The organism is Paenarthrobacter sp. NPDC091711 (genome assembly GCF_044756605.1).
Classification (GTDB): Bacteria; Actinomycetota; Actinomycetes; order Actinomycetales; family Micrococcaceae; genus Arthrobacter.
The window spans coordinates 199305-222831 of the sequence record NZ_JBIVTF010000005.1; the positions used below are offsets into that span (position 1 = coordinate 199305).

Sequence of the window (23527 nt, forward strand, 5' to 3'; positions counted from 1 at the left end):
GTGGTCAGGCGCTGGTGGCGTCCTGGACTTCGCCGACGAGTTCTTCGATGATGTCCTCAAGGAAGAGCACGCCGGTGGTGTTGCCTTTGGCGTCGAAGACCCGTGCAACGTGGGAACCTGTACGGCGCATGGTCGCCAGCGCATCTTCGAGGTCGCTGCCGCTGAAGGCGGATGCGAGCCGTCGGATGCGCTTCGCGGGCACCTGGGTGGTGAATTTCTCCGCGGAGGTCAGGTCCATGACGTCTTTGAGGTGCAGGTAACCGGATGGGTCGCCGTCGTCATTGGTGAGGATGTAGCGGGAGTAGCCGTGCTCCGCCACGGCTGATTGAATGTCGGCCGGGGTGGCCGATGCGGGCAGCAGCACCATATCGCCGATGGGAACTTCGACGTCCGACACTTTTTTGGCAGTGAACTCGAAGGCCGCCGTGAGGGCGCCGGTGGTGTCGCTGAGCATCCCGTCCCTGGTGGACTGCTCCACGATGTTGGCCACTTCATCCAAGGTGTAGGCGCTGGTAGCTTCGTCCTTTGGCTGGACTTTGAACAGGCGCAGGATGGAGTTCGCGATCCCGTTCAGGGTCCAGATGACAGGCTTGACGATCTTGGAGACCACCACCAGGGGCGGTGCAAGGATCAGCGCGGCGCGGGTAGGAACGGAGAAGGAGATGTTCTTCGGGACCATTTCACCAATGACCACGTGCAGGAAAGTCACCAGGAGCAGCGCCGCGACAAAGGCGATGACGCCGATGGCTTCCCCGGAGAGCGAGGTCAGCCCCAAGGGGATTTCAAGCAGGTGATGGATAGCCGGTTCGGAGACATTCAGGATCACCAGCGAGCAGACGGTGATGCCCAACTGGCTTGTGGCGAGCATGAGGGTGGCGTGCTCCATCGCCCAGAGCGTGGTTTTCGCGGCTTTGCTCCCAGCCTCAGCCTTGGGTTCAATCTGGGAACGCCGGGCTGAAATGACGGCGAATTCAGCGCCGACGAAGAACGCATTGACAACCAGCAGCACGATGAGCCAGATGATGCCGGGAAGGTATTCACTCATGGGTCAGCTCCTGCGTGAGGTTCTCAACAATCCTGTCGTGGGCGCTCATGGGCGCTTCCCCGCTGTCATCAGGGGTGAAGCGGAGCCGTTCCACGTGCGTGCCCACCACGCGTTCCACACGCAAACTTCCGCCGTTGATGATGACCTCGTCGCCAAGTTCGGGGAGGCGATCCAACTGGTCGGTGATGAAGCCGGCCATAGTGTCGTATTCCTCACCGTCAGGGACCACGATTCCGGTCCGGTCGAGAAGTTCATCGGGGCGCAGGGAGGCATCAAAGGTGATGGAGCGGCCGGTCCTGACCACGCCCACGCGCGCCCGGTCGTGCTCGTCTTCCAGTTCGCCAACGATTTCTTCCACCAGATCCTCAAGCGTGACGATTCCGGCCGTTCCTCCGTGTTCGTCCGAGACGATGGCAACCTGCAGGCCTTGTTTGCGGAGCAGGCCCAGCAAAGTATCGACGCCCATGGATTCGGGGACCCGCAACGGATCGATCATGAGAGCCTGCGCGGTGATGGCCCCGCGGTCATCGAGGGGAACAGCGAAGGCTTGCTTTACGTGCAGCACACCCAGGACGTCATCGCGGTCTTCGCCGATCACGGGGAACCGGGAATAACCGGTGGCCGTGGCCAGGGCCAGGATGTCTTCGGCGGAGTGGTGGACGTTCACTGCGGCCATCCGGACCCGGGGTGTCATGACGTCAGCTGCGGTGTGCTCCGAGAAACGCAGGGTGCGGTGCAGCAGGACGGCGTGGTCAAGGTCCAGGGAACCCTCCAAGGCGGAGCGGCGGACCAGGGAACTGAGTTCTTCGGCGCTGCGGGCACCGGAGAGCTCTTCTTTGGGTTCGATGCCAAAGGAGCGGATGATGCCGTTTGCCGTGTTGTTGAACAGCAGGATCACCGGCTTGAACACTGTGGTGAACAGGGTTTGGAAGGGTACGACGACCTTGGCCGTGGCCAACGGAAGGGCGAGAGCGAAGTTTTTCGGGACCAGCTCACCGATGACCATGGAGAAGATGGTGGCCAGGAAGATACCGGCCACCGCGCCGATACCGGGCACTACAGCTTCGGGCAGCCCAATTGACAGCAGAGGGCCGCGGAGCATCGAGCTGATGGCCGGCTCGAAGGTGTATCCGGTGAGCAGGGTGGTCAGCGTGATGCCCAATTGCGCGCCGGAAAGGTGCGTTGAGGTGATCTTGAGGGCCTTGATGGTGGGCCCCAGGCGCTTCTCACCGCGCGCCTGGCGGGCTTCGAGGTCATTGCGGTCGAGATTGACCAGCGCGAACTCGGAAGCGACGAAGAATCCGGTGCCGACCGTGAGGACAAGGCCGATGCCGAGCATGATCCATTCATACATTCGGGCGCCCCTCTCCCGTGGTGGCCGGTGATCCGGTCAGAAGGTTGAGGGGCCTGGGCATATGTGAAGGAGGGTCATCCATAGTGCACTTGATTCTACGGGGCGTAGGAAGCGCTGTGCGGCGTGTGCGCTGTAGGCGAAAGCGGCAGGATCAGGGCAACGGTCAACACCAAATCCGCCCTGGCGACGCCAGTCATTAGATGTGATGCAGGCACGTTGTGGCCACGCCCCAGATGGTTAGCTCGGACAGCGCAGGCACCCGAATGTCCGGATACTTGGGATTGTCCGCCTGCAACACCACTCCCGACGGCGTGACGCGGAGCCTTTTGATGGTCAACTCACCGTCAAGGACGGCAACGACGACGGACCCATCCTTGGGCTCCAGCGCCCGGTTGACGATCAACTCATCCCCGTCACTGATCCCGGCGCCCTCCATGGATTGACCGGTCACCCTCACCACGAACGTGCTGGTGACATCCTTGATCAGGTGCTCATTGAGGTCAATCCGGCCGTCAAAATAGTCCTGCGCGGGCGAGGGGTACCCCGCCGCCACCGGAAGAGGAGCCAGCAGTACCGACATCAGGGAAAAGCCCGCATCTATCACGCGGGGGCCGACTATCACGCCCACAACACACCTTTATTCGAATATATGTTCGATAGTTCAGTGTACAGCCGATAGAGGCCGGGTTCCGTCAGGGGCGCAGTGTCACGCGCCAGCGCCCACACGGTACGTCACGTGCGTGACCAGTCCGGTGCCACTCACGGCGGTGGGTTCAAGGCGCAGGTTCCCCACGCCGTCGAGCAGGCGCTCGCCACCGCCCAGGATGATGGGCGCTATGTGAAGGCGTAATTCGTCGATCAACCCGGCCGACAGGAACTGGCGGGCAGTCGACGCACCACCAGCGATTGCGACGTCCTTGGCCCCCGCAGCTGCTTGCGCCTGGGACAAGGCAGCTTCGATGCCGTCATTGACGAAGTGGAACGTCGTTCCGCCCTGCATTTCCAGAGGCTCACGTACATGGTGGGTGAGCACGTACACCGGCGCGCGGTAGGGCGGCTCCTCGTCCCACCAGCCACGCCAGTCAGCGTCCCAAGGCCCGGGGCCCGGTCCGGCGAACATATTCCGGCCCATAATGAAAGCCCCTGCCGCGAGGATCCCCTCCACTTGGGCGGCGTTGGCCTCCCGCTCCTCGAATTGCCAGCGGTGCAGGGCTTCGCCCCGCTCCCCCAGAGGCTGCTGCAGGCTTTGATGGGGACCGGCAACAAATCCGTCCAGGGAAACGGTCAGATCACATGTGACTTGGCTCATGCGCTCATCATGCCACCACGGCCCCGGCGGCACGCTGAGACTCTGGAAAAAGGCCACAGCAGGGCGGACACTGTGGCTATGTCTTCGGGCACCTGCCCGGACCTTCAGGAGGATCCCATGACACGAACTTCGAACCTGGAGCAACTGAACATCCTGATCGGCGAGTGGGAAACCACCGTCCCGGAGCGGGGCGTGAAAGGCCGGACAACCTTCGAGTGGTTGGAGAGCGGCGGCTTCCTGATCCAGCGCTCTACGGTTCAAAAACCGGAGTACCCGGACTCGATCAGCATCATCGGTGCTACAGGATCCGATGGCGCCCTGCAGCAGCACTACTTCGACTCACGTGGCGTCGCCCGAATATACGACGTGACGCTGAAGGATAACGTCTGGATGATGTTCCGGGACGGCCCGGACTGGCCCCAAAGATTCGTGGGCCACGTTAGCGAAGACGGCAACACCATCAACGCCCGCCTGGAGCGGGGAAGCTATCCTGGCGGACCGTTGGAGCACGACTTCGACATGGTGTACACGCGGATCCGCGGGACCTGAGTGTGATCCACGTTATTACCGGCCGGTAAACACCACGCTACGGATAAGCCAGAGATGGCAACAGCGGCGAAACACCCGCGAAAAACCAGCCCCCTACGCTGATGATCAACAGCAGGTCATATGAGCGAAAGGGCCAAACATGTCCGCCATCCCGTCCGCACCTTCCCTCCACATCGTCATTGCAGGCGCTGGTCCAGCGGCCCAGGCTTTGGTGCGGCGACTTGCCGGAGGGTCCGACTCCCGGCAGCGCGCTTTCCACGGAACCATCACAGTTCTCAGCAACCGCGACGAGTGCCCGGAGGCCCTGTTGGAACTCGCTGAACTCCCCCGGGTCTCGGTCCGGTTCGGGCAGGCGGCCAGCTTCATCGACGCCGACGCAAAGATTGTCACCACCGTGGACGGCATGGAGTTCTCCTATGACCAGTTGGTCATTGCCACCGGCTCGGCCCCGGCCCTTCCTCCGGTGGCGGGCGCCGAATCGGGCCTGAGCTACTCCACCATCGACGACGCAGCAAACATTGGCGAAGCGGTGAAGGACCTCACCCGGTTGGTGGGCCGCCGTCCCCTGGGAATCCTGGTGGGAAACGGTCCTGCAGCGGGCCAGGCTGAGGCCGTGTTGCGGGCCCGCGGAGTCCGCCCCGTCCGCACAACCCTCCGCCCCACCGCCGTCGTGCCTTTCACTGGGACCGGCACCGACACTCAGGGTTCCACGCTGCCGGCAACCGGCATCCTCTTCGAAGATGGCAGCAGCATGAAGGGCGACCTGGTGGTCCTGGCCGAGGAACGCACTGCCCGCAACGAGCTCGCCGAAAGCGCGGGACTCACAACAGCTCCCGACGGCGGTATTTCAGTGGGGCGCGACCTCGCCACGTCCGTGCCGGGAATCTGGGCGGTGGGCGATGCCGCATCCTGCGACGGACTTCGCCTGGGCCTCCTTCTCTCCGCCGAGTCCTCTGCAATGTTGTGCGCCTCGGGCTTGCTCCTCAGTGCAGGGAAAGAGGATCAGCAGGCATTGCTGGCCGCCTGAGCTGCTGCTGGCGGGGGCCGGAGAGGCCCCCGGCGCATGTGGCAAGATGGTCCTTTGACGGGCAGTGACAACCCTGCGGCCACCGGGCCGGCCACGCCCTGCACGGAAGGATTCCATGAGCAACGAAGCCGTCGCCCCTGCACATATCGCCTCCTACATTGACCACACCCTGTTGAAGCCGGAGGCCAGCGAGGCTGACGTCCTCAAGGTGTGTGCGGAGGCCGTTGAGTACAAGTTCAAGTCAGTCTGCGTGAACCCGGTGTGGGTCAAGACCGTCACCAAGGCCCTCAAGGGTTCCGGTGTGCTCACGTGCTCGGTGATCGGGTTCCCACTGGGCGCCACCCCCAGCGACGTCAAGGCCTTTGAGGCCCGCGGTGCCGTGTTGGACGGTGCCGATGAGATCGACATGGTGATCAACATGGCTTCCGCGCGCGCCAACGACAAGGGCGCGCTGGTGGATGACATCAGGGCCGTGTCCGAGGTTGTCCACGCCGGTGAAGCCATCCTGAAGGTGATCATCGAAACATCCATGCTGAGCGATGAGCAGAAGGTCATCGCCTGCGAAGCGGCCGTTGAAGCGGGGGCTGACTTCGTCAAGACCTCCACCGGATTCAATGGCGGCGGCGCCACCGTAGAAGATGTTGCCCTGATGCGCAGGACCGTTGGACCTGATCTGGGGGTCAAGGCCTCCGGCGGAGTGCGATCCCTGGCCGATGCACAGGCTATGATTGCTGCTGGTGCAACACGTATCGGAGCGAGCTCCGGAATTGCCATTGTCAAAGGTGAACAGGGTTCATCTGCCTACTAAGGCTTCCGCTGCCGCCAGAGATTTTTGAGCCCTACGGGGCCGAGGAGGAATGAATGTCCAAGAACGCCACAAGCGCCCCCATTGAAAAAGAGAACAGTCTCGTCCAGAGCATTGTGCTGTTCGTGGTCATGATCGTGCTTTTCCTGGGTGCTATTTACTCGCTGTCGTTCCTCACGCTGGACAACCCGTGGCCGATGGCCGTCTGCCTGGGCCTCTTCGCTCTGGCGTTCTGGATCCCGCAGACCATTTTTGGTCGCTCTGACTCCGCCGGTGAAAGCTAAGCTCCGCTGATGACTCTGAATGGCCCGGGCTCCCGCCTGGGCCATTTCTTTTTCTTGCCGCTTTCCCTCGCCGCCACGCTGCTTCTGGCAGGGTGTGGTTCGTTGAGCGCCGTGGATCAACCGGATGCGCTGCAGCGTGCGGAACCCGGTTCCTGTGATGCCTATGGAAGCAAGGCCACCAGCGTGCGGGAGTGGGCGGTGGATGGCTCCCTGGACCCCCGGGGCACGTCCGCATCATTGCAACGGGCAATAGATTCGGCGTCCAGGAGCGGCGGAGCGATTGTTCAACTTCCCGAGGGTGTCTTCACGTTGGAGCGTCCCTTGGTGATCAAGAGCAAGGTACACCTCAGGGGAGTCGGGCCCACGACGGTCCTGAAAGCGGGCCCGGATTTTCTTGAGTTTGACGGGCCTTTCGGAGGCCACCCTTTGATCACCACCAACGGCGCACAGAACGTGACCATCTCGCAGCTCACCGCAGACCAAAATGGTGAAGAGCTGGACGGGAACCTCCCGGGACGCCTGCACGAGTACTTGGTGGATATCCGCCACTCCACCAATGCCTTGGTTGAGGGCGTCACAACCCGGAATCCCTACACGTATTCCATCGCGGTAGTGGCCAGCAGCAATTTCTGTGTGCGGGAGAGCCGGACGATGGTGACCAGCAGCGGCCGATACGACCAGTTGGACGGCATTCACATCACCGATTCCCATGACGGCCTCGTGGAGGGCAACACCGTTGACCAGCGGCAGGGAGGTGATGGCGACGACGGCCTCGTGGCCCAAACCCTGGGGGCACCGGTTCATGACGTGATCTATCGAAACAACAACGTCCGCGGCGGATCTCACGGTTCAGGCCTGCAACTGGCCGTCGGCACGCATGAAATCTTCAACATCACCGTGGATGGCAACCGTTTTTGGGGTTCGCCCGACGGCGTCAAAACCGGATACTACGACGGCGGCACCGCAGCGGTCCGCGGTGTAACGGTCAACAACAACGAATTCTTCAACCTTCAAGGCCCCTGGCTCAATTTCCACGGCGACCTGGAGGACATTGTGGTGACGGACAACGCCACCTGCCAGGCCGGCACCCTGATGCTCGAGGATGCGCCGGGAAATGTAGTGGCCAACAACGCGACCAGCTGCTGACCAGGAGTCACGCTAAGGCAGTTGTACTACCCCGCCCAGAGCCGCCAGAACGCCGGGCCAGTGCTGTTGCGCCAGCGTCCACGCGGCGGCGCCCATGCCCACCATGGCGTAGCCGCTGACGGGTATCAGGACCAACCACTCACGTCGGGAACCAGCCCGTCCCAGCAGGGGGATGGAGAAGGCACCGTTCGGGCGCCAAATTCCCCGGATCACGGATTTGCGCAGGAACTTCGGCGGCTTGATGACAATGGGCCACAAAAGTGGCACCCCGCCAACAGTGATCATGTCCCCCACAATATGCACCACCACACCCGTGAGCATGGACAGCGGCAACCAGCCCCATTGATCCGGCGCAAACCACGTCACCAGGCCTGCCATCACCACCGCGAACAGCCAGTTGGTAATCCAGCCGGACTTCGGGAAGAGGTTCAATGCCTTGGCCGCCAGGTTGATCATGAACATGCACAGCAGCCCGGCGCCGATGGAAAGCTTACCTACCGGCGTCACCATCTGGAACTGGGCCGCCATGGCTGCGAGCACCACGAACGCGGAAGCTCCCAACAAGGAGTGCGTCCCCTGCCGGTGCCCGCCGCTGGCTTTTTCTATTCCCACCGCAATCACATTGGACAGCGGCGGCAGCGAGTTCGCGATGGTGCTGTGCCGGTGGTCCCAGTCCACCACCAAAGCAGTTCCCGCCGTCGCCATGGCGCCAATCAAAATTCCGGTGGAATCCAAGGGGTACCAGCCCAGCGCGTACGGGCCTGTTGAGGCAATAGCTATCCACGCCGCGGCTCCCGACGCGGCGTGATGTCCTCCCATCATGCAGTTAGCCAGCCTTCACGGGTACATCAGCGAAAATCGCTTCAATGACGTTGTTGGCCCATTGAAGGATCTCCGCGTCCTGGAGGTCCCGTCCGCCGATCCTCGCGGTCTTGGGCTTGGGAATCAGCACCGCGTCCAAGGCAGGCTTCACCTGCGAGCCCGGATACATGCGGTTCAGGCGCATGGTTTTGGACTCGGGCAGTTGCGCCGGCGAGAAGCGGATGAAGTTGCCTTGGAGTGCGACGTCGGACAGGCCGGCTTCGCGCGCACCCACCCGGAAGCGGGCCACGGCAATGAGGTTTTGGGCGGGCAGCGGCGGCTCTCCGTAGCGGTCCACGAGTTCGGCCAGGACTTCGTCGATGGCCTCGTACGTGATGGCGGACGCCAGTTTGCGGTACGCCTCCAGGCGCAACCTCTCTCCGGGTACGTAGTCGTGCGGAAGGTGCGCGTTGACGGGCAGCTCGATTTTCATCTCGGCTGCCTTTTCCTCGGCCTCGCCGCGGTATTCGGCAACAGCCTCGCCCACCAGACGGATGTAGAGGTCGAAGCCCACGCCCTGGATGTGGCCGGACTGTTCGCCACCCAGCAGGTTGCCCGCACCACGGATCTCCAGGTCCTTCATGGCCAACTGCATACCGGCACCAAGCTCGTTGTGCGCTGCCACCGCTTTGAGGCGCTCCAATGCCACCTCGCCTAAAGGTTTCTCCGAAGGGTAGAGGAAGTAGGCGTAGGCACGTTCCCGGCCTCGGCCAACACGGCCGCGGAGCTGGTGGAGCTGCGAGAGGCCATATTTGTCAGCCCCATCCACAATCAACGTGTTGGCGTTGGAGATGTCCAGGCCGGTTTCGATGATGGTGGTGCAGACGAGGACGTCGAATCGCTTCTCCCAAAAGTCCACGATGATCTTCTCAAGCCGGCTCTCGGACATCTGTCCGTGGGCAACCTCCACGCGGGCTTCAGGGACCAGCTCGCGGATCTGCGCGGCGATGCGTTCAATGGACGAGACGCGGTTGTGGACGAAGAACACCTGGCCTTCGCGCATGAGTTCACGGCGGATCGCTGCGGAGGTCTGCTTGTTGGTGTACGGACCCACATAGGTCAGCACAGGATGGCGTTCCTCCGGGGGCGTAGCCAGGGTGGACGTTTCGCGGATACCCGTCAACGACATTTCCAAGGTTCGTGGAATCGGCGTTGCACTCATGGCGAGCACATCCACGTTGGTGCGCATTTTCTTGAGCGCTTCCTTGTGCTCCACACCGAAGCGCTGCTCCTCGTCAACGATCACCAGGCCGAGGTCCTTGAACTGGAAGTCCTTGGACAGGAGCCGGTGGGTGCCGATCACTACGTCCACAGCTCCGCTCTTGACGCCCTCAGCTGTTTCCTTGGCTTCCTTGCTGCTCTGGAAGCGGGACAGCGGCTTGACCCTCAGGGGGAAGCCGGAAAAACGCTCGGTAAACGTTTCGTAGTGCTGCTGGGCCAGCAAGGTGGTGGGCACCAGGACCGCCACCTGTTTCCCGTCCTGGACGGCTTTGAAGGCGGCCCGGACGGCGATCTCAGTCTTGCCGTAGCCAACGTCGCCGGAAACCAGACGGTCCATGGGGATCTCCCGCTCCATGTCCGCTTTGACCTCGTTGATGGTGGTCAGCTGGTCCGGCGTTTCAACATACGGGAAGGCTTCTTCAAGCTCGCGCTGCCAAGGGGTGTCTGCGGCAAAGGCGTGGCCACGGGAGGCCATACGGGCAGAGTACAAGCGGATCAGCTCACCCGCGATTTCCTTGACAGCCTTACGCGCCTTGGACTTGGTGCTGGCCCAGTCCGCGCCGCCCATCTTGCTCAAAGCCGGTGCGTCACCGCCCACATAGCGTGTCACTTGGTCCAGCTGATCGGTGGGGACGAAGAGCCGGTCCCCCGGAGCACCACGCTTGGACGGCGCGTACTCCAGCACCAGGTACTCGCGCAGCCCGGCATCGGAGGACGACGTACCGGCCACCTTGCGCTGGATGAGCTCCACGAACCGGCCAATTCCGTGCTGCTCGTGAACCACGAAGTCGCCGGCATGCAGCTGCAACGGGTCCACGGCATTGCGTCGCTTGGACGGCATGCGGCGCATGTCCTTGGTGGAGCTGGCCGTGGCCCTGCCCAGCAGATCAGCTTCGGTCAGCAGGCCCAGTTTGAGGCCGTCCAGGACAAAACCACGTCCGACGGCGGCGGTGGTCACCTCGATGATGCCCGGCTGGGGTTCTTTATCCAGCGAGTCAACGCGGGAACACGGAATCTCGGCGTCGTGGAACAACTCAGCCAAACGCTGGGCAGGCCCGGGACCATCGGTCACCACCACCACACGCCACTGCTCACGAACACGGGAGCCGATGAACTCCAGCATCTCGGCCACGTCGCCTTGGTAGCCACGAGGTTCGCGGGCACGCATGTTGAGCACATCGATGTCCAGGACCAGGTCCTCATCGGAGGCAAGGGACGTGATGGACCACCAGGACACGCCATGTTCCAGGGCTGCCGAGCGGGTGTCGGTGAGCGAACGGAAACTGGCAGCATGCAAGTCGGTGGATGCTTGGGAGGACAGGTCAAGGGGCGCCGCACCGCCGTCGGACGCAGTTGACCAGGCAGCTTCCAGGAACTCTTCGTTGGTGGCTGCGAGATCGTGCGCGCGGGTGCGCACCTTCTCCGGTTCGATGACCACTGACAGCGAGCCGGCGGGGAGCTGGTCCACGAACGGGACCATGGCGTCCACCAACACGGGGGCCAGGGATTCCATGCCTTCAACGGCGATTCCACCGGCGATCTTCTCCAGCATGTCGGCCGCAGCAGGCATGTCTGCCTTGAGCTTGGCCGCACGGGACATCACCGAGGCCGTGATGAGAATTTCCCGGCACGGCGGGGCGTGCAGTTCAGTGGGGTGGTGGATGCCGGGTGCGGACAGCGAGCGCTGGTCTGCCACGGCGAACCAGCGCATCTGGTCTACTTCGTCGCCGAAGAACTCCACGCGGATGGGGTGGTCCTCGGTGGGCGGGAAGACGTCAAGGATGCCGCCTCGGACGGCGAATTCGCCACGGTGCGTCACCATGTCAACGCGGGCATACGCGGCGTCGGACAGTGCCCTGACAACTTCCGTGAAGGATCGCTCCTGCCCCACCTGCAAGGTGACGGGGACCAAGTCACCCAAGCCCGCCACAATCGGCTGGACCACTGCGCGAACCGGGGCTACCACCACACGCAAGGGGGCCGCCGTCGAGCTTTCCGGGTGCGTCAGGCGGCGCAGCACTGAGAGTCGTCGCCCCACAGTGTCAGAGCGCGGCGAAAGCCGCTCGTGTGGAAGCGTCTCCCAACTGGGGAAAGTGGCCACGGACTCCACGGGGAGGTAGGAGGCGAGCGCCGCGGTGAGGTCCTCGGCTTCGCGGCCGGTCGCGGTGACTGCGAGGACCACGGGCGCGCCATCTTTTTCTGCCCCGGCGGAAGCCAGGGCGTCGGCCATTTCGGCCAGCAACACCGCGCGCATCCCTTGCGGGGCGCTGATCTGGTAGTCGGCGTTCCGGTCGCTGAAGGACCGCTGCGCCTCCGTGCGGACGCGCGCAAAAGTCTTGTCCTCCGCCAGTGCGCGGCGCAGACCGTTGAGGCTCATGGCAGAAACTCCTAGGGTGGGTCCAAGGGCAGGCAACACAAATGCCCGGAAATTCAGATGAATGCCGGGTCATTCCAGCCTACCTCTACCCCCAGCCACAGGAGTTCCTTTGCAGCCTTCGGAAGCTACGCATTCCAATACCCCGCAGGAGACCAAGACGGTGCTGGTCACCGGCGCCACCGGCTACATCGGCGGGCGCCTGGTCCCCCGGCTCCTTGAGGCCGGTCACCGGGTCAAGGTCCTGGTCCGCACACCACAGAAAATTGCCGATGTTCCCTGGCACGATCAGGTGGAGATCGTCCAGGACAGCCTCTCTGATGCCGGCAGCGTGGCAACCGCCCTTGCCGACGTGGATGTCCTCTACTACCTGGTCCACTCCATGGCTTCCGGCAGCGGATTTGAAGCCAAGGAAGAGTCCATGGCCAGGCTCGTGGCAGACGCGGCTGCGGAAGCGGGTGTGGACAGGATCGTCTACCTTGGCGGCCTGCACCCGGAGAACCAGGAGCTTTCCATCCATATGCGGTCCCGGGAGACCGTGGGCCGGGTCTTCCTTGAGTCGGCCGTTGACGCCATCGTGTTCCAGGCCGGGGTGGTCATCGGTTCAGGTTCGGCATCTTTCGAGATGATCCGGCACCTTGCTGAGACCTTGCCCGTCATGCCGGCGCCCAGCTGGGTTAATAACCGCGTTGAGGCAATCGCCGTACGAGACGTCCTGCACTACCTCGTGGCCGCGGCCTCAATTCCGGAAAAGCTCAACCGCTCCTTCGATGTGGGTTCCCGGGATGTCCTGAAGTATAAGGACATGATGAATGAGTACGCCGTGGAGCGTGGGCTCCCCCGGCGGCTGGTCATAGCCCTTCCGGTGCCCGCGCCCAAGCTCGCGGGCTTGTGGGTGGCCCTGGTGACTCCCATCCCCTTGTCCATGTCCCTGCCCTTGGTGCAGTCACTGCAGCACGACGCGGTGTCGCGGGAGCACGACGTCGACCGTTACATTCCACAGCCCGACGGCGGCCTGACCCCTTATCGGCGCGCCGTGGCCCTGGCATTAGGCAAGGAACGGGACGGCCAGGTTGAGACCACGTGGGCGAACGCCGGCATTGACGCTGATCCACTGCCCAGCGACCCCGACTGGGCCGGGTACAAAGTGTTCCTTGATGAACGGACCTTCCACAGCGAGGCCAAGCCTGAACATGTGTGGACCATCATTGAGGGCATCGGCGGGAAGAACGGCTGGTACTCGCTTCCTTTGGCGTGGCGGGTGCGGGGTTGGCTGGACAAGTTGCAGGGCGGCGCGGGGCTCCTGCGGGGACGCCGGCACCCCAAGATCCTGAACACGGGAGAGGTAGTGGACTGGTGGAGGGTGGAGGCGATCGACCGCGGACACCTGCTGCGTTTACGCGCTGAAATGCGGGCCCCCGGCGGAGCCTGGCTTGAATTGGCTGTGGAACCCGATGGTGAGGGCAGCCTCTACAAGCAACGGGCCATCTTCTTCCCGCGCGGGTTGGCTGGAAGGCTGTACTGGCTGGGCGTGTACCCGTTCCATGGGTTCATTTTTCCCTCCATGGCCCGCAACATTTCGGCGGCTGCGACTACGCTGCAAGAAGCCGGTTCAGGGGTGTCCACCGAGACCCCGTAGGATGTTGGGAGCTAAAAAGCTTCACCACAACCATCCACGGAGGACCCATGGCCCTGAGTGCATCCACTACCCTGCCCCACAGCGTTGACCGCGTAGCCGCAGTCTTCGTCAACGAAGATTTCCTGCGTCACACCAGCGAATACGTGGGCGGCTCCTTGGAATCGTTCACCGTTGACGGCGACACCGCCGGTGCTTTCACCACCACCACGGTCCGCACGCTGCCCACCACGCGCCTGCCGGACATCGCCCGCAAGTTCGTTGGCGAAACGTTGAAGGTTACCCAGACCGAGAAGTGGGAAGCCCCGGCTGCCGACGGTTCACGGTCCAGCACTATTGCCTTGAAGATCTCCGGCGCTCCGCTGGATGTCACCGCGGTTCAGCGCCTCGTGGCCGAAGGCGCCAGCACCCGGATCGAACTCGAGGGTAACGTCACTTCCTCGGTCCCGTTCCTCGGTGGCAAGATCGCCGATGCTGCCGAGCCCATGGTGGGCAAGGCTTTGGGCATCCAGTCCCAGCAGGCTCAGGCCTGGCTCGAAAGCCACTAGCGTGGAGATCCCCGCGATCCTTGCGGTTGTCCTGATCGTTGCCGGCGTCTGGTCCTTGGTGGTGTGGCCGCAGTTCCTCAAGCGTGTCATGAAGGACCCCCGGGCCCGCGACGCCGCAGGCAAGGCCACCAAGTTCCTCACGGTCCACGTTGTGCTGGTCACCATCTCCATGGTGCTCGGACTCGCGACGGCGGGCATAGGGATCGCGGGCCTGGTCGCCTAGGTTTCACCCAACTATGTAGCAGATCAGGTCGTTCTGAGCGTTCAGAACGACCTGATCTGCTACCCAGTTGGGTAAGATGGATAATGGTGTGCCGGGAAGTCTGGTCGGCGGAGTCATTTTCGTGCCCGCACACCATTGAAGGAGCCCTTGTGGCTGACCGTCCCAGACTGCCAAACAACTCTTCCCAGACAAGCAAAGTCTTCTCCCGCTCCAGCTACCCCGAGTACCGCAGGATCCTCGCGATCCTCCGCACGGAAACGGTTGGCGGAGCCCTCCTCCTGCTAGCCACAGTTGTCGCCCTCATCTGGGCGAACTCCCCTGCAGCAGATGGCTACTTTGCACTCCGCGACGTCAAGATCGGTTATGAACCGTGGCATCTTGAGCTGAGCCTGGGCCACTGGGCCTCGGACGGTCTGCTGGCGGTGTTCTTCTTCCTCGCAGGGCTTGAACTCAAACGCGAATTCGTCGCAGGAGAACTCCGTAAACCGGCCAAAGCCGTTGTCCCCGTGGCCGCTGCTGTTGGTGGCGTGGTGGTTCCGGCCCTGATCTACGTTCTCTTCAATCTGGGGAGCGTCGGCGAAACGCTCAAAGGCTGGGCCATCCCCACTGCCACGGACATCGCCTTCGCCCTTGCGGTGCTGGCTGTCATCAACACGCACCTGCCCGCCGCGCTCCGGACGTTCCTGCTGACGCTCGCCGTGGTGGACGACCTGATCGCCATTGGCATCATCGCTTTCTTCTACTCCAGCGGCATCCAGCCGCTAATGCTCCTCGCGGCCCTGGTGCCTCTTGGCCTCTTCTTCTTCCTTGTCCAAAAACGCGTCCGCAGCTGGTACCTGCTGGTTCCGCTCGCGTTGGCGACGTGGGGCTTTGTCCATGCTTCCGGGATTCACGCCACCGTGGCCGGGGTGCTGTTGGGCTTCGCCGTTCCGGTCCTGGCCAGCGGGAAAAAGGGAGAACCTGCAGAGGGATTGGCCGAGTACCTTGAGCACAAGCTTCGCCCGTTCTCGGCGGGATTCGCGGTGCCCGTTTTTGCGTTCTTCTCGGCCGGCGTGGCCTTGGGCGGACTCGACGGCATGGGCGCCGCGCTCACGGACCCTGTGGCCGTGGGCATCGTTGCGGCCTTGGTGGTGGGCAAGGCAGTGGGCGTCTTCGGCACCACGTTCCTGGTCACCAAAACCACCCGTGCGAGCCTGGATTCCAGCATTGCCTGGATTGACCTCTTCGGTCTGGCGCTGCTGGCCGGCATCGGCTTCACCGTCTCGTTGCTGATCGGCGAGTTGAGCTTCGGGGCTGGCTCCGCCCACAACGACCACGCCAAGGTGGCCATCCTGGCAGGTTCCCTGATCTCGGCGCTGCTCGCCGCCGTCGTGCTTAAAGCCCGTAACCGGCGGTACCGTCAGGTGCAGGCGGATGAAGAACGGGACGACGACGGCGACGGCGTGCCTGACGTCTTCGCCCGCGCCTGAGGCGGAGCTACTCCGGTAGCGGCTACGCGGTGGCCTGGTTGAGGGCGTCCTCGGCCGCCACCCAGGAAATCATGGCGCACTTGACCCGGGCAGCGTAACGGGCAACTCCTTCAAAGGCTGCGGCATCGCCCAGGATTTCCGGGTCTGCCTGCACTTTTCCGCGGGACCGGAGAACCTCCCGGAAATTATCGATGACCGAGTGGAGCTCCTCCACGGACATGCCCTCGCCAAGTTCGCTGAGCACGGAGGCCGAGGCCATGGAGATGGAGCAGCCCGCACCGTCCCAACTGATTTGCCGTACGGTTCCCTCGGAGACGGCAAGCCGCAGGGTCACCTCGTCTCCGCACACGGGGTTCAACTGGTGCGATTGACCGGTGGACGTACCGTCGGGCGCATCCGTTTCGGCAAGGCCACTGCCGTGCCGCTGCTTGGAGTGGTCCAGGATGATCTGCTGGTACAGCTGGTCAAGACTCATGATGCGTGGTGCCTCTTCTGGGGAATTCGTGGTTGACGGCTACGTGGCCAAAGGCCGGTGCCGCATGTCAGGCCTGGAAGTAGGCCCGGACACCCGAAACGGCGTCGAGGAAAGCGTCGACGTCATCGGTGGTGTTGTAAAGGTAGGTGCTGGCACGGGTGGTTGCCGTCAGGCCCAGGCGGCGGTGCAGCGGTTGGGCACAGTGGTGGCCAACGCGAACGGCGATGCCGCGGTCATCCAGGAACTGTCCGACGTCGTGCGCGTGGACGCCGGCGACGTCGAAGGCTGCCAGCCCGATCCGTTCGGTACCGGACGCCGGACCAACCACGCGAATACCGTCAATGCCCTCGAGCCCTTTGACCAGACGCTGACCCAGGGTGGACTCCCACGCGTGGATGCGGTCTATGCCGGTTTCGGTGAGGTAATTCACTGCAGTTGCCAAGGCAACCGCCTGGGAGATGCGCTGGGTTCCGGCCTCGAACCGCTGCGGTGCGGGCAGGTATTCCGCCCGTTCCATGGTGACCGTGGTGATCATGGACCCGCCCGTCAGGAACGGCGGCAGGACATCCAGCAGTTCCTGCTTCCCGTACAGGACGCCGACGCCGGTGGGTGCCAACATCTTGTGGCCGGAGAACACTGCGAAATCGACGTCCAGTCCCTTCACGTCAACGGCCATGTGCGGCACGGACTGGCAGGCGTCCAAGACAACCAAGGCTCCGACCCGGCGGGCCATGGATACGAGCTGAGCTACGGGGTTGATGGTGCCCAGGACGTTGGAGGCGTGGCTGAAAGCGAGGAGTTTAGTCCGATCCCCCACGATCTCCGCCGCTGCATCCAGCCTCAGGGAGCCATCGTCCGCAATGGGGATGTACCTCAGCGTGGCACCGGTCCGGAAGGCAAGTTCCTGCCAGGGAATGAGGTTAGCGTGGTGTTCCATTTCGGTGACCACGATCTCATCGCCGGGACCAATCGCAAGGTCCTTCAGCGCCGAACCGCCACGTCCCTGGGCTGCCCACAACGCGGCGTTGGACAGGGCGTAGCTGATGAGGTTGAGGCCCTCCGTGGCGTTGGAGGTCCACACGGTTTCCTCATACTGTGCACCGATGAAGTCCGCCACGGTCTGGCGCGCATCCTCAAAGACCTCCGTGGCTTCCACGGCAAGGTGGTGGGCGCCGCGGTGAACGGCAGCATTGCGTTGCTCGTAGTATTCCTGCTCGGCTTCGATGACACTGAGCGGGTTTTGAGATGTAGCGCCGGAGTCAAGGTAGATCAAGGGTTTGCCGTTGACCAGCTGGTCCAGCACCGGGAAATCATTCCGGATCCGCAACACCTCCGCGTTGTCCATGGCATGCATGGATCGCTGCAGTGAGGCGGGAGTTGATACGGCAGTCAAGGGACGCTCCTTGGAAATCCTTCAGGGACTCCTCATTATCCCACGGTGGCCCCTGCCGTGCGGTGCCGCAGGTGTGCCGTACAGCACGTTCAGCCGCCGGCCCTCCCGGGCACCCAGCCCAGCGGTGGAACGATTCCGCTGTCGAAGGCGCTCCGGAGTCTCTCAAGGAGCACCGAGGCCCGGCGGCTGGCGGCAGCCCGGGTCCTGGCCTCGTAACCCGCAGCGGCCCGCGAATAGCACAGGGCTGCATGGGCAAACTGCCGGTCCGCGGACAGGCTCCGGCCCGCCGCCTCAAGTGCTTTGGGGTCGTTGTCCATCAGGGCGGCAGCAAACGTCCCCAACGCTGCCCCGCCCGGACCGTGAACAGCTGCTGCCAGCACGCCAAGGCGGCGCTGGATCGCGGGGTCGTCGACGGCGGCACTGGCCGCGTTCAAGGCCAGGAGGGAGAGCGCCTCAGCTTCCATCAACGTGCTGCCCTGGGAGTGCAAATGGTCCGCAAGCGCCATCAGATGCCGTGACGTGCCGGCGGCTTGGTCCTGGGCGGCTGCGGCGTACACAGCGCTGAGCTGGGTCAACAAACCAGGCTGGGGCGACAAACCAGGCCGGGGCACCAGACCGGTCGGATCCTTGCCTGCGGGGTGGTCAGCGGATTCTGACGCGGATCCCTGCGCCGCTTCTTGCACGGCTGTGCTTTGCCGGACCCTCGCCATGGCCTGCCGGGTGTTCCCGCACAGCGCCTCCGAGTAGGCCAGCAGCGCCGCAGCCAGCGCAAGGACCTGCGGCAGTCCGGCGTCGTGCAGTTCTGCCAGGACCGGCTCCAGCGTGGCACGGGCTGCGCGTGGGAGTCCTTGGCTGAGCTGGACGTAACCGCGGGCCACGTCCAGGCACACCGAGAGGTGCGCGGGCATGGTGTAGTCGGCGGGAGTGCCCAGGAGCGGATCCACCAGTTCCCAGGCCAGGTTGTACCGCAGGCTCATCACGTGCCGGAGCAGGGCGCCCGGCAGGAACATGTCCAAGCTCGGGTTGGTGTTGATGGCTTCCATGGCAGCAGAGGATCGTTGCAACGCTTCCGGCGCCGCCCCGGACAGCAGCAGACGCTCCGCAGCGTGCAGGTTGGCCAAGATCAGTGCAGCAGGATCCAGTGCAGCAGGATCCGGCCCAGCATGGTCAGGGTCAAAAGCAGCAGGGTCCAGAGCAGCAAGATCCGTATCTACAGGTTCGGCCCCTGTCCCCCAAGGTGCGGCACCCAGCAGCCCCAGGGCCAACAGACGGTAGGCGGCGTCGACCTTCACTTCAGGGGGACCGCCCGCGGTTGCCAATTGCCGGAGTTCCGGACCTGCTTCCCGGATATGGCCCTCGGCGATCAACGCTCGTGCCCTGACCAGCCTGGCTTCGTCGTGATGATCGGCACCCGTCACTGCCGAAGCGGCCCTGAGCGCAAGTTCGGCGGTGGATGGCCGGTCAGCGGCGGGGGCGGCAGCGAGGAGAAGTTCGTCAGAGAGCGTCAGCCCGCAGTCCAGGGTCCACGTGATCCATCGCAGCATGGTGGGCGCCGTCTCGGTGGTCAGCCCGGGTTCCTCCACACCCAGCCGGAGGGCCAGGCTCCGGGTACGCGGTACGGACAGCCGGGTTCCTTCTCCTCGCAGCCACGAGCTTGTGCGGAGGAGCGGGGGCTGGCCGGGCAGCACCCTGATGTCGTGATTCGCCAGGAGATGTTCCACGGCTTTCCGGCCGAAGTGGTGTTCCACCACCTCAAGGGCCACGGGCTCCGAGAGCGCGATGAGTTCCAGGGCCTGGCGCTCTTCCGGCGGGCGCGAGATGTTCTCAGCCCGGACGTGCCCAACCACGCCGGGCCAGTCACAGCGCGCCCGGACATCGATGGTCCAGTAACCATCAATCCGGGCCAGGAAACCGGAGCGGCGTGCATCGTTGACGGCCAGGCACAGCAACCCCACGTTGAAGCCGCTCATGGCGGCGAGGAGGCTGCTCGCACGTCGTTGCACATGTCCGCCAAGGACGGACTCACACAGCGCGTGAGCCTCGCTGAAGGTAAAGGGTGGCAGGAAATACTGCTCCAGGAAGCCGTCTTCCCACAGTTGGTAGAGATCCGGCGGCAGGGGATGGCGGCTTTCGGCCGTGGCAACCAGGGTGGCACCGAAGCCGGGAATGAGTTGCAGCAGGACCGCCAGTGAGGCCGGATCGATGTAGTGGATGTCGTCCACCAACAGGACCAGCTGCGGCCGTGCCGGTTGAACATGCCGCTTGCTCCGGCGTCGTCCACGTGGTGGCTTGTACAGGTAGTCGGCCGGCCCCAGAGTAGTGGTCAGGGCCCTGAGAACGTGGAGCCCCGGCGCTACGGCCTCGTCCGCTTCAGCTGCGGAAATTGCGCCCAATGCCCCGAAATTCAGGGCCCTCCGTTCCGGTTTGCCGGTGAAGGTGCGGACATCCACGGATTTGGGGAGTCCTTCTTTGACGGAGAGGAGAAGGTGGCTCTTCCCGGAACCCCGCTCCCCCACCACCACGATGCCGCTGGTGGACGCGGAGGGTACGGCCGAAAGGATGAGGTCCAGAAGTTGCGCTCTATCCGGAAATGTTGATTGCCTCAGACCAGCTGCGACGGTGTCTTCGTCCAGCCAAGGGTCCGGCAACATGCACACTCCAATAGCAGCAGTCCCATGGTCCGGGAGGGGTTTGGGGTTCCGCGATACGCGGGTACCTGGCCTAGAAGCCGGCGGCGGCTGGGGGGAGAGTCTCGGTCTCAGAAGACTCTGTCGCCGCCGGCTTCGTACAGGGCCGGACCACCAATCGGTGGCCGGAGCATCGGCTCAAGAGACCTCCGATGCGGGTGATGCGATTTCCGGAATCCCGGTGATGCTTGGGGCTGAACCGTTCTTCCAAGATCAATACTGCCGGGACGCAACTTGCCGTACATCAGTAGTTGGTACTCGAAAAACAGGCCGCTTTTGCGCCCCCGGTACTCTGTTGTACTCAGTCCCCGGACAGGGCACTACTTGGTTGCGACACGAAATACCTGCGCATTACTCCATTGATTGGGTAAATTCCGCGTGATTCCAAGGGCGGGGATGTATGGCGAGGGTTTTGCGGGTACTCAGGTGCCTGTGTCACGGACGGACGGCAGCGCCCAGATCTTCCCGCCTGCGGATACCCAGTTTTGCGTAACTCCGGTACAAGTGGCCTTCCACGGTCCGGACTGACACCATGAGTTTCTCGGCAATTTGACGGTCGGTGAGGCCCGAGACAGCCAATGCAACAATGTCCTGCTCGCGTCGTGTCAGCGGCACGGACCGGTCGGCCTCGGTATGTGGGTCATGGACCAAGGCGTCGCCCAGGCTGGCCTCACTGACATCCCGCAGTACGGCTGCCTGCCGGGCTTCCGGGCGCTTGCCTTCGGCGTCAAAGGTCACAGCCGCTTTATCGAACGCCACCGCGGCCGGTCCGGGCATTCCGGAGGCGGCCAGCAGGTTACCTGCGTTCACCAATCCTTGGCCCTCACCGCTCAGCTGTGCCGCCGCCATTGACTCCCAGCCGGTTGCCCAGCTTCCGGCCATGGACGACGCCGTTTCCCGGAGGGACTCCATGGCTTGCACGTCCCCGAGCTCGGCCCTGAGCACCAGGTTCTGCAGCAGAATGCCTGGTAGCCGGTGGAGATGGCCCGATTCCGGTAGGTCACGCAATTTTTGCAGCCCCGTGCCAGTGGTGAGGAGTTCCTCCCCGGCGAGCCTGAACAGCTCCGCGAGGGCCTCCGCGTAGGCACCACCGGCGGCAGCGGGGACCTGCTCACTTTCCAACCGCCGTGCCAGCGAGGTGTTGCCGGATTTGGCCGCCGCGTAGAACGCCAGGGCGGTTCCGAGGCTTCGGAGCTGCAGCGGGTCGCTGACCCGCAAGGCTTCGACGGCGGGCGTCAGCAGTTCGCCGGCCTTTTCCAAGCGGCCCTGACGCAGCAATGACAGGCCTTTAAGCGCCTCGATGTCGCCGCCAAAGTAGACGAGTCCCCTGGCCGAAGCGGCGGCGTAGCGGTCAAGGCCGGTCCCGGCAGCCTCCCAATCTCCGGATTCCAAGGCGGCCAGGGTGTAGCGCAGCAGGACGAAGTCGCTGAGGTACAAATGCTCTTGCTGGTGCTCGTCCAACAGCAGCAAGGCTTCGCGGCCGGCGTCCAGTGCCTCAACGGCCTGACCTTCCACCGTCAGCAGTTCACACTGCATGGCACGCAGGAAGATCCGGTGTACCGCAAGATCCCGGCCATCGTTTGCGAACTCATCGGCGAAGCGGTCCAAACCCTCGCGGAGTTCCTCGTAGTGGCCATCGTTGGCGAGTGCCGCCACTTCCAAGGCCCGGACGTTCGCTTCGATGTCCAGGAGTACAGGGTCAGACAACTCCCGCTCGCCCATCAGGGCTTTTGCAGCAGTCTTGGCATCGGCCACAATGTCAGCCGGCGCGTCGCCCGCGGCGGCCCGCGCGGCGGCCCACAACAGGCTCGCACCCAGGGGTACCGATGCGTCAGCGTCCAGGAACCCGGAGCCTATTTCCAGCAGCTGGACGGCGCCGCGGTAGTCGCCGTCGATGTAATTGACCAGCGCCATGACGGCGCGTGCCTGCGGTCGCAGTGCGTCCGAGCGGACCTTGGCTGCCGCTGCCATTGCCAGCGGGTGCTGGAGCGTCTTGGCGGCAAGGAAGGCTGCTTGCAGCAGCTGTTGATCGTCGACGTCGGCGCCACAGTCCAGGGCCCAGCTCACCATCCGCAGCAGTCCCTCCTCCGTGGGCGGTTCCGCGGGCAACTGCGGTACCAGACGCTGGCGGATCTGGAGACTGCGGGCGGGCGAAACGATCTGCCGCAGCGCCTCGCTGTACATGGGGTGCCACATCTTCAGCGGTCCGCCGGGCCCGTTGGAGGAGACCACCAGCCGGTTGTCCATCAGCGCACGTACGGTGTCCCGGCCTACCTGCGTATCCAGCACGGCGGCAGGGACGGGCTCGGACAGGGCAATGACGTACATTGCCTCCCGTTCGGCTTCGCTGGTCCGGAGGACCCTGTTGCGGACCACCTCGGCAAGGCTTTCGCCGCTCCCGGCGAGCTCGCGCGTCAGGAGCCATACTCCATTCCGGCGGACCAGGTTTCCGTCAGTCTTGGAGTCCTCAAGCAGGCAGTGAAGCAGCAGGGGGTTGCCTTCGGACAGGGCGTGCAGGATCTCTGCGGCACTGGTCATGACCGCTCCCCCGAGGGTCTTTTCTGCCAGCTCCGTAACAGTTTCCTTGTCCAGCGGGTGGAGCTCCAGCCGCTCGGCCAGTCCGTCATACCAGAGCTGCAGCAACGCTGCAGGCAAGCCGGGCCTGGGCCTGCTGGTGGCTACCAGGCGCGCCCATCCGGCGGTGACCAGCTCGGCCAGGATCTGGGTGCTGCCTTCATCAAGGTCATGGGCGTCGTCCACGATCAGCAGCAGGCGCGCCCCTTCGCCGCCACGGCGTCTCTCGAACTGGGACCAGAATTCGCGGAGGATCGCCACGGGCGAGGTTGCTTGCTCCACGGGAAGATCCAGGAGATACGGGGCCAGGACGCCGTAGGGCACGGCGGACAACGCAGGGCTCCCATGAACCCTCATCACCACCATTTCTCCGGCCAGGCGGGCTGCGATTTCGGCTGCCAGGGCGGTCTTGCCAATGCCGGGATCGGCAACCAGAAGCACGGCTCCGGCGCCTTCCTGCCTCAAGATCTCCATGGCCAGGTCCAGTTCCGCGTCCCGGCCTACAAGGTGCTCAGCCTGCATGGGCAACCGATGCCAGGCCTACGGA

Annotated in this window: 19 protein-coding genes; 9 read left to right on the top strand and 10 right to left on the bottom strand. The window is 63.8% G+C overall.

The genetic code is table 11. The features are described 5' to 3' along the window. Positions 1-4: 4 nt before the first annotated feature. The 4 genes from ACIQH5_RS10530 to ACIQH5_RS10545 all read right to left on the bottom strand — a co-directional run bounded on the left by ACIQH5_RS10530 (position 5) and on the right by ACIQH5_RS10545 (position 3708). A complete protein-coding gene (locus tag ACIQH5_RS10530) occupies positions 5-1045 on the bottom strand; it encodes a hemolysin family protein (protein WP_400402847.1) in 1041 nt (346 codons plus the stop codon). Next, positions 1038-2399 carry a hemolysin family protein gene (locus tag ACIQH5_RS10535; RefSeq protein WP_400402850.1) on the bottom strand — a complete coding sequence of 454 codons (1362 nt, stop codon included), beginning with the start codon at positions 2397-2399 and terminating at the stop codon, positions 1038-1040. The genes ACIQH5_RS10530 and ACIQH5_RS10535 overlap by 8 nt, the downstream gene beginning before the upstream one ends. Positions 2400-2595: 196 nt before the next feature. Continuing rightward, complete coding sequence (locus tag ACIQH5_RS10540) at positions 2596-3027, bottom strand: LexA family protein (RefSeq protein ID WP_400402853.1); 432 nt, start codon at positions 3025-3027, stop codon at positions 2596-2598. 78 nt (positions 3028-3105) lie between these two features. Further along, on the bottom strand, positions 3106-3708 hold the full coding sequence (locus tag ACIQH5_RS10545) for a dihydrofolate reductase family protein (RefSeq protein WP_400402856.1): 603 nt from the start codon (positions 3706-3708) through the stop codon (positions 3106-3108). A gap of 117 nt (positions 3709-3825) precedes the next feature. Here ACIQH5_RS10545 and ACIQH5_RS10550 point away from each other — a divergent pair, with 117 nt between their 5' ends. The 5 genes from ACIQH5_RS10550 to ACIQH5_RS10570 all read left to right on the top strand — a co-directional run bounded on the left by ACIQH5_RS10550 (position 3826) and on the right by ACIQH5_RS10570 (position 7519). Beyond that, positions 3826-4257: a hypothetical protein gene (locus ACIQH5_RS10550; protein ID WP_400402859.1), complete on the top strand. Its 432-nt coding sequence runs from the start codon at positions 3826-3828 to the stop codon at positions 4255-4257. 139 nt (positions 4258-4396) lie between these two features. Further along, positions 4397-5284, top strand: a complete 888-nt coding sequence (locus ACIQH5_RS10555; RefSeq protein WP_400402861.1) for an FAD-dependent oxidoreductase — start codon at positions 4397-4399, stop codon at positions 5282-5284. A gap of 115 nt (positions 5285-5399) precedes the next feature. After that, positions 5400-6092 carry a deoxyribose-phosphate aldolase gene (deoC, locus tag ACIQH5_RS10560; protein WP_400402864.1) on the top strand — a complete coding sequence of 231 codons (693 nt, stop codon included), beginning with the start codon at positions 5400-5402 and terminating at the stop codon, positions 6090-6092. A 53-nt stretch (positions 6093-6145) separates the two neighbouring features. Beyond that, complete coding sequence (locus ACIQH5_RS10565) at positions 6146-6373, top strand: hypothetical protein (protein WP_179019162.1); 228 nt, start codon at positions 6146-6148, stop codon at positions 6371-6373. A gap of 9 nt (positions 6374-6382) precedes the next feature. Then, entirely contained in the window at positions 6383-7519 is a 1137-nt protein-coding gene (locus tag ACIQH5_RS10570; protein ID WP_400402866.1) for a right-handed parallel beta-helix repeat-containing protein, read from the top strand. 12 nt (positions 7520-7531) lie between these two features. Here the strand turns inward: ACIQH5_RS10570 and ACIQH5_RS10575 are convergent, their stop codons facing one another. Both ACIQH5_RS10575 and mfd read right to left on the bottom strand, forming a co-directional pair. Beyond that, a complete protein-coding gene (locus ACIQH5_RS10575; protein WP_024820162.1) occupies positions 7532-8341 on the bottom strand; it encodes a metal-dependent hydrolase in 810 nt (269 codons plus the stop codon). 4 nt (positions 8342-8345) lie between these two features. Then, a complete protein-coding gene (gene mfd, locus ACIQH5_RS10580; RefSeq protein ID WP_400402869.1) occupies positions 8346-11978 on the bottom strand; it encodes a transcription-repair coupling factor in 3633 nt (1210 codons plus the stop codon). Positions 11979-12087: 109 nt separating this feature from the next. On the opposite strand from mfd, the gene ACIQH5_RS10585 reads away from it, so the two are divergent. From ACIQH5_RS10585 to nhaA, 4 genes are all read left to right on the top strand, one after another. Continuing rightward, entirely contained in the window at positions 12088-13614 is a 1527-nt protein-coding gene (locus ACIQH5_RS10585; protein ID WP_400402872.1) for an SDR family oxidoreductase, read from the top strand. Positions 13615-13661: 47 nt separating this feature from the next. Continuing rightward, the gene (locus ACIQH5_RS10590; RefSeq protein ID WP_105692840.1) at positions 13662-14159 is read left to right on the top strand and encodes a DUF2505 domain-containing protein; all 498 of its coding nucleotides are present in this window, start codon (positions 13662-13664) and stop codon (positions 14157-14159) included. Between the two features lies 1 nt (position 14160). Next, positions 14161-14382 carry an SCO4848 family membrane protein gene (locus ACIQH5_RS10595; RefSeq protein ID WP_024820158.1) on the top strand — a complete coding sequence of 74 codons (222 nt, stop codon included), beginning with the start codon at positions 14161-14163 and terminating at the stop codon, positions 14380-14382. Positions 14383-14531: 149 nt separating this feature from the next. After that, positions 14532-15851: a Na+/H+ antiporter NhaA gene (gene nhaA, locus ACIQH5_RS10600; protein ID WP_400402877.1), complete on the top strand. Its 1320-nt coding sequence runs from the start codon at positions 14532-14534 to the stop codon at positions 15849-15851. 22 nt (positions 15852-15873) lie between these two features. Here nhaA and sufU read toward each other — a convergent pair whose 3' ends face one another. From sufU to ACIQH5_RS10620, 4 genes are all read right to left on the bottom strand, one after another. Then, positions 15874-16326, bottom strand: a complete 453-nt coding sequence (sufU, locus tag ACIQH5_RS10605; protein WP_062067093.1) for a Fe-S cluster assembly sulfur transfer protein SufU — start codon at positions 16324-16326, stop codon at positions 15874-15876. A gap of 67 nt (positions 16327-16393) precedes the next feature. After that, on the bottom strand, positions 16394-17719 hold the full coding sequence (locus ACIQH5_RS10610) for a SufS family cysteine desulfurase (RefSeq protein WP_400402880.1): 1326 nt from the start codon (positions 17717-17719) through the stop codon (positions 16394-16396). Between the two features lie 89 nt (positions 17720-17808). Then, on the bottom strand, positions 17809-20370 hold the full coding sequence (locus ACIQH5_RS10615) for an ATP-binding protein (protein WP_400402883.1): 2562 nt from the start codon (positions 20368-20370) through the stop codon (positions 17809-17811). 471 nt (positions 20371-20841) lie between these two features. Next, positions 20842-23502: an AAA family ATPase gene (locus ACIQH5_RS10620; protein WP_400402886.1), complete on the bottom strand. Its 2661-nt coding sequence runs from the start codon at positions 23500-23502 to the stop codon at positions 20842-20844. Between the last annotated feature and the right edge of the window lie 25 nt (positions 23503-23527).

Bases quoted from the DNA above. Each gene is read 5' to 3' on its own strand.
- ACIQH5_RS10530 (WP_400402847.1), bottom strand. From the start codon at position 1,045: ATGAGTGAATACCTTCCCGGCATCATCTGGCTCATCGTGCTGCTGGTT.
- ACIQH5_RS10535 (WP_400402850.1), bottom strand. From the start codon at position 2,399: ATGTATGAATGGATCATGCTCGGCATCGGCCTTGTCCTCACGGTCGGC.
- ACIQH5_RS10545 (WP_400402856.1), bottom strand. From the start codon at position 3,708: ATGAGCCAAGTCACATGTGATCTGACCGTTTCCCTGGACGGATTTGTT.
- ACIQH5_RS10550 (WP_400402859.1), top strand. From the start codon at position 3,826: ATGACACGAACTTCGAACCTGGAGCAACTGAACATCCTGATCGGCGAG.
- ACIQH5_RS10555 (WP_400402861.1), top strand. From the start codon at position 4,397: ATGTCCGCCATCCCGTCCGCACCTTCCCTCCACATCGTCATTGCAGGC.
- deoC (WP_400402864.1), top strand. From the start codon at position 5,400: ATGAGCAACGAAGCCGTCGCCCCTGCACATATCGCCTCCTACATTGAC.
- ACIQH5_RS10565 (WP_179019162.1), top strand. From the start codon at position 6,146: ATGTCCAAGAACGCCACAAGCGCCCCCATTGAAAAAGAGAACAGTCTC.
- ACIQH5_RS10570 (WP_400402866.1), top strand. From the start codon at position 6,383: ATGACTCTGAATGGCCCGGGCTCCCGCCTGGGCCATTTCTTTTTCTTG.
- ACIQH5_RS10575 (WP_024820162.1), bottom strand. From the start codon at position 8,341: ATGATGGGAGGACATCACGCCGCGTCGGGAGCCGCGGCGTGGATAGCT.
- mfd (WP_400402869.1), bottom strand. From the start codon at position 11,978: ATGAGCCTCAACGGTCTGCGCCGCGCACTGGCGGAGGACAAGACTTTT.
- ACIQH5_RS10590 (WP_105692840.1), top strand. From the start codon at position 13,662: ATGGCCCTGAGTGCATCCACTACCCTGCCCCACAGCGTTGACCGCGTA.
- sufU (WP_062067093.1), bottom strand. From the start codon at position 16,326: ATGAGTCTTGACCAGCTGTACCAGCAGATCATCCTGGACCACTCCAAG.
- ACIQH5_RS10615 (WP_400402883.1), bottom strand. From the start codon at position 20,370: ATGTTGCCGGACCCTTGGCTGGACGAAGACACCGTCGCAGCTGGTCTG.
- ACIQH5_RS10620 (WP_400402886.1), bottom strand. From the start codon at position 23,502: ATGCAGGCTGAGCACCTTGTAGGCCGGGACGCGGAACTGGACCTGGCC.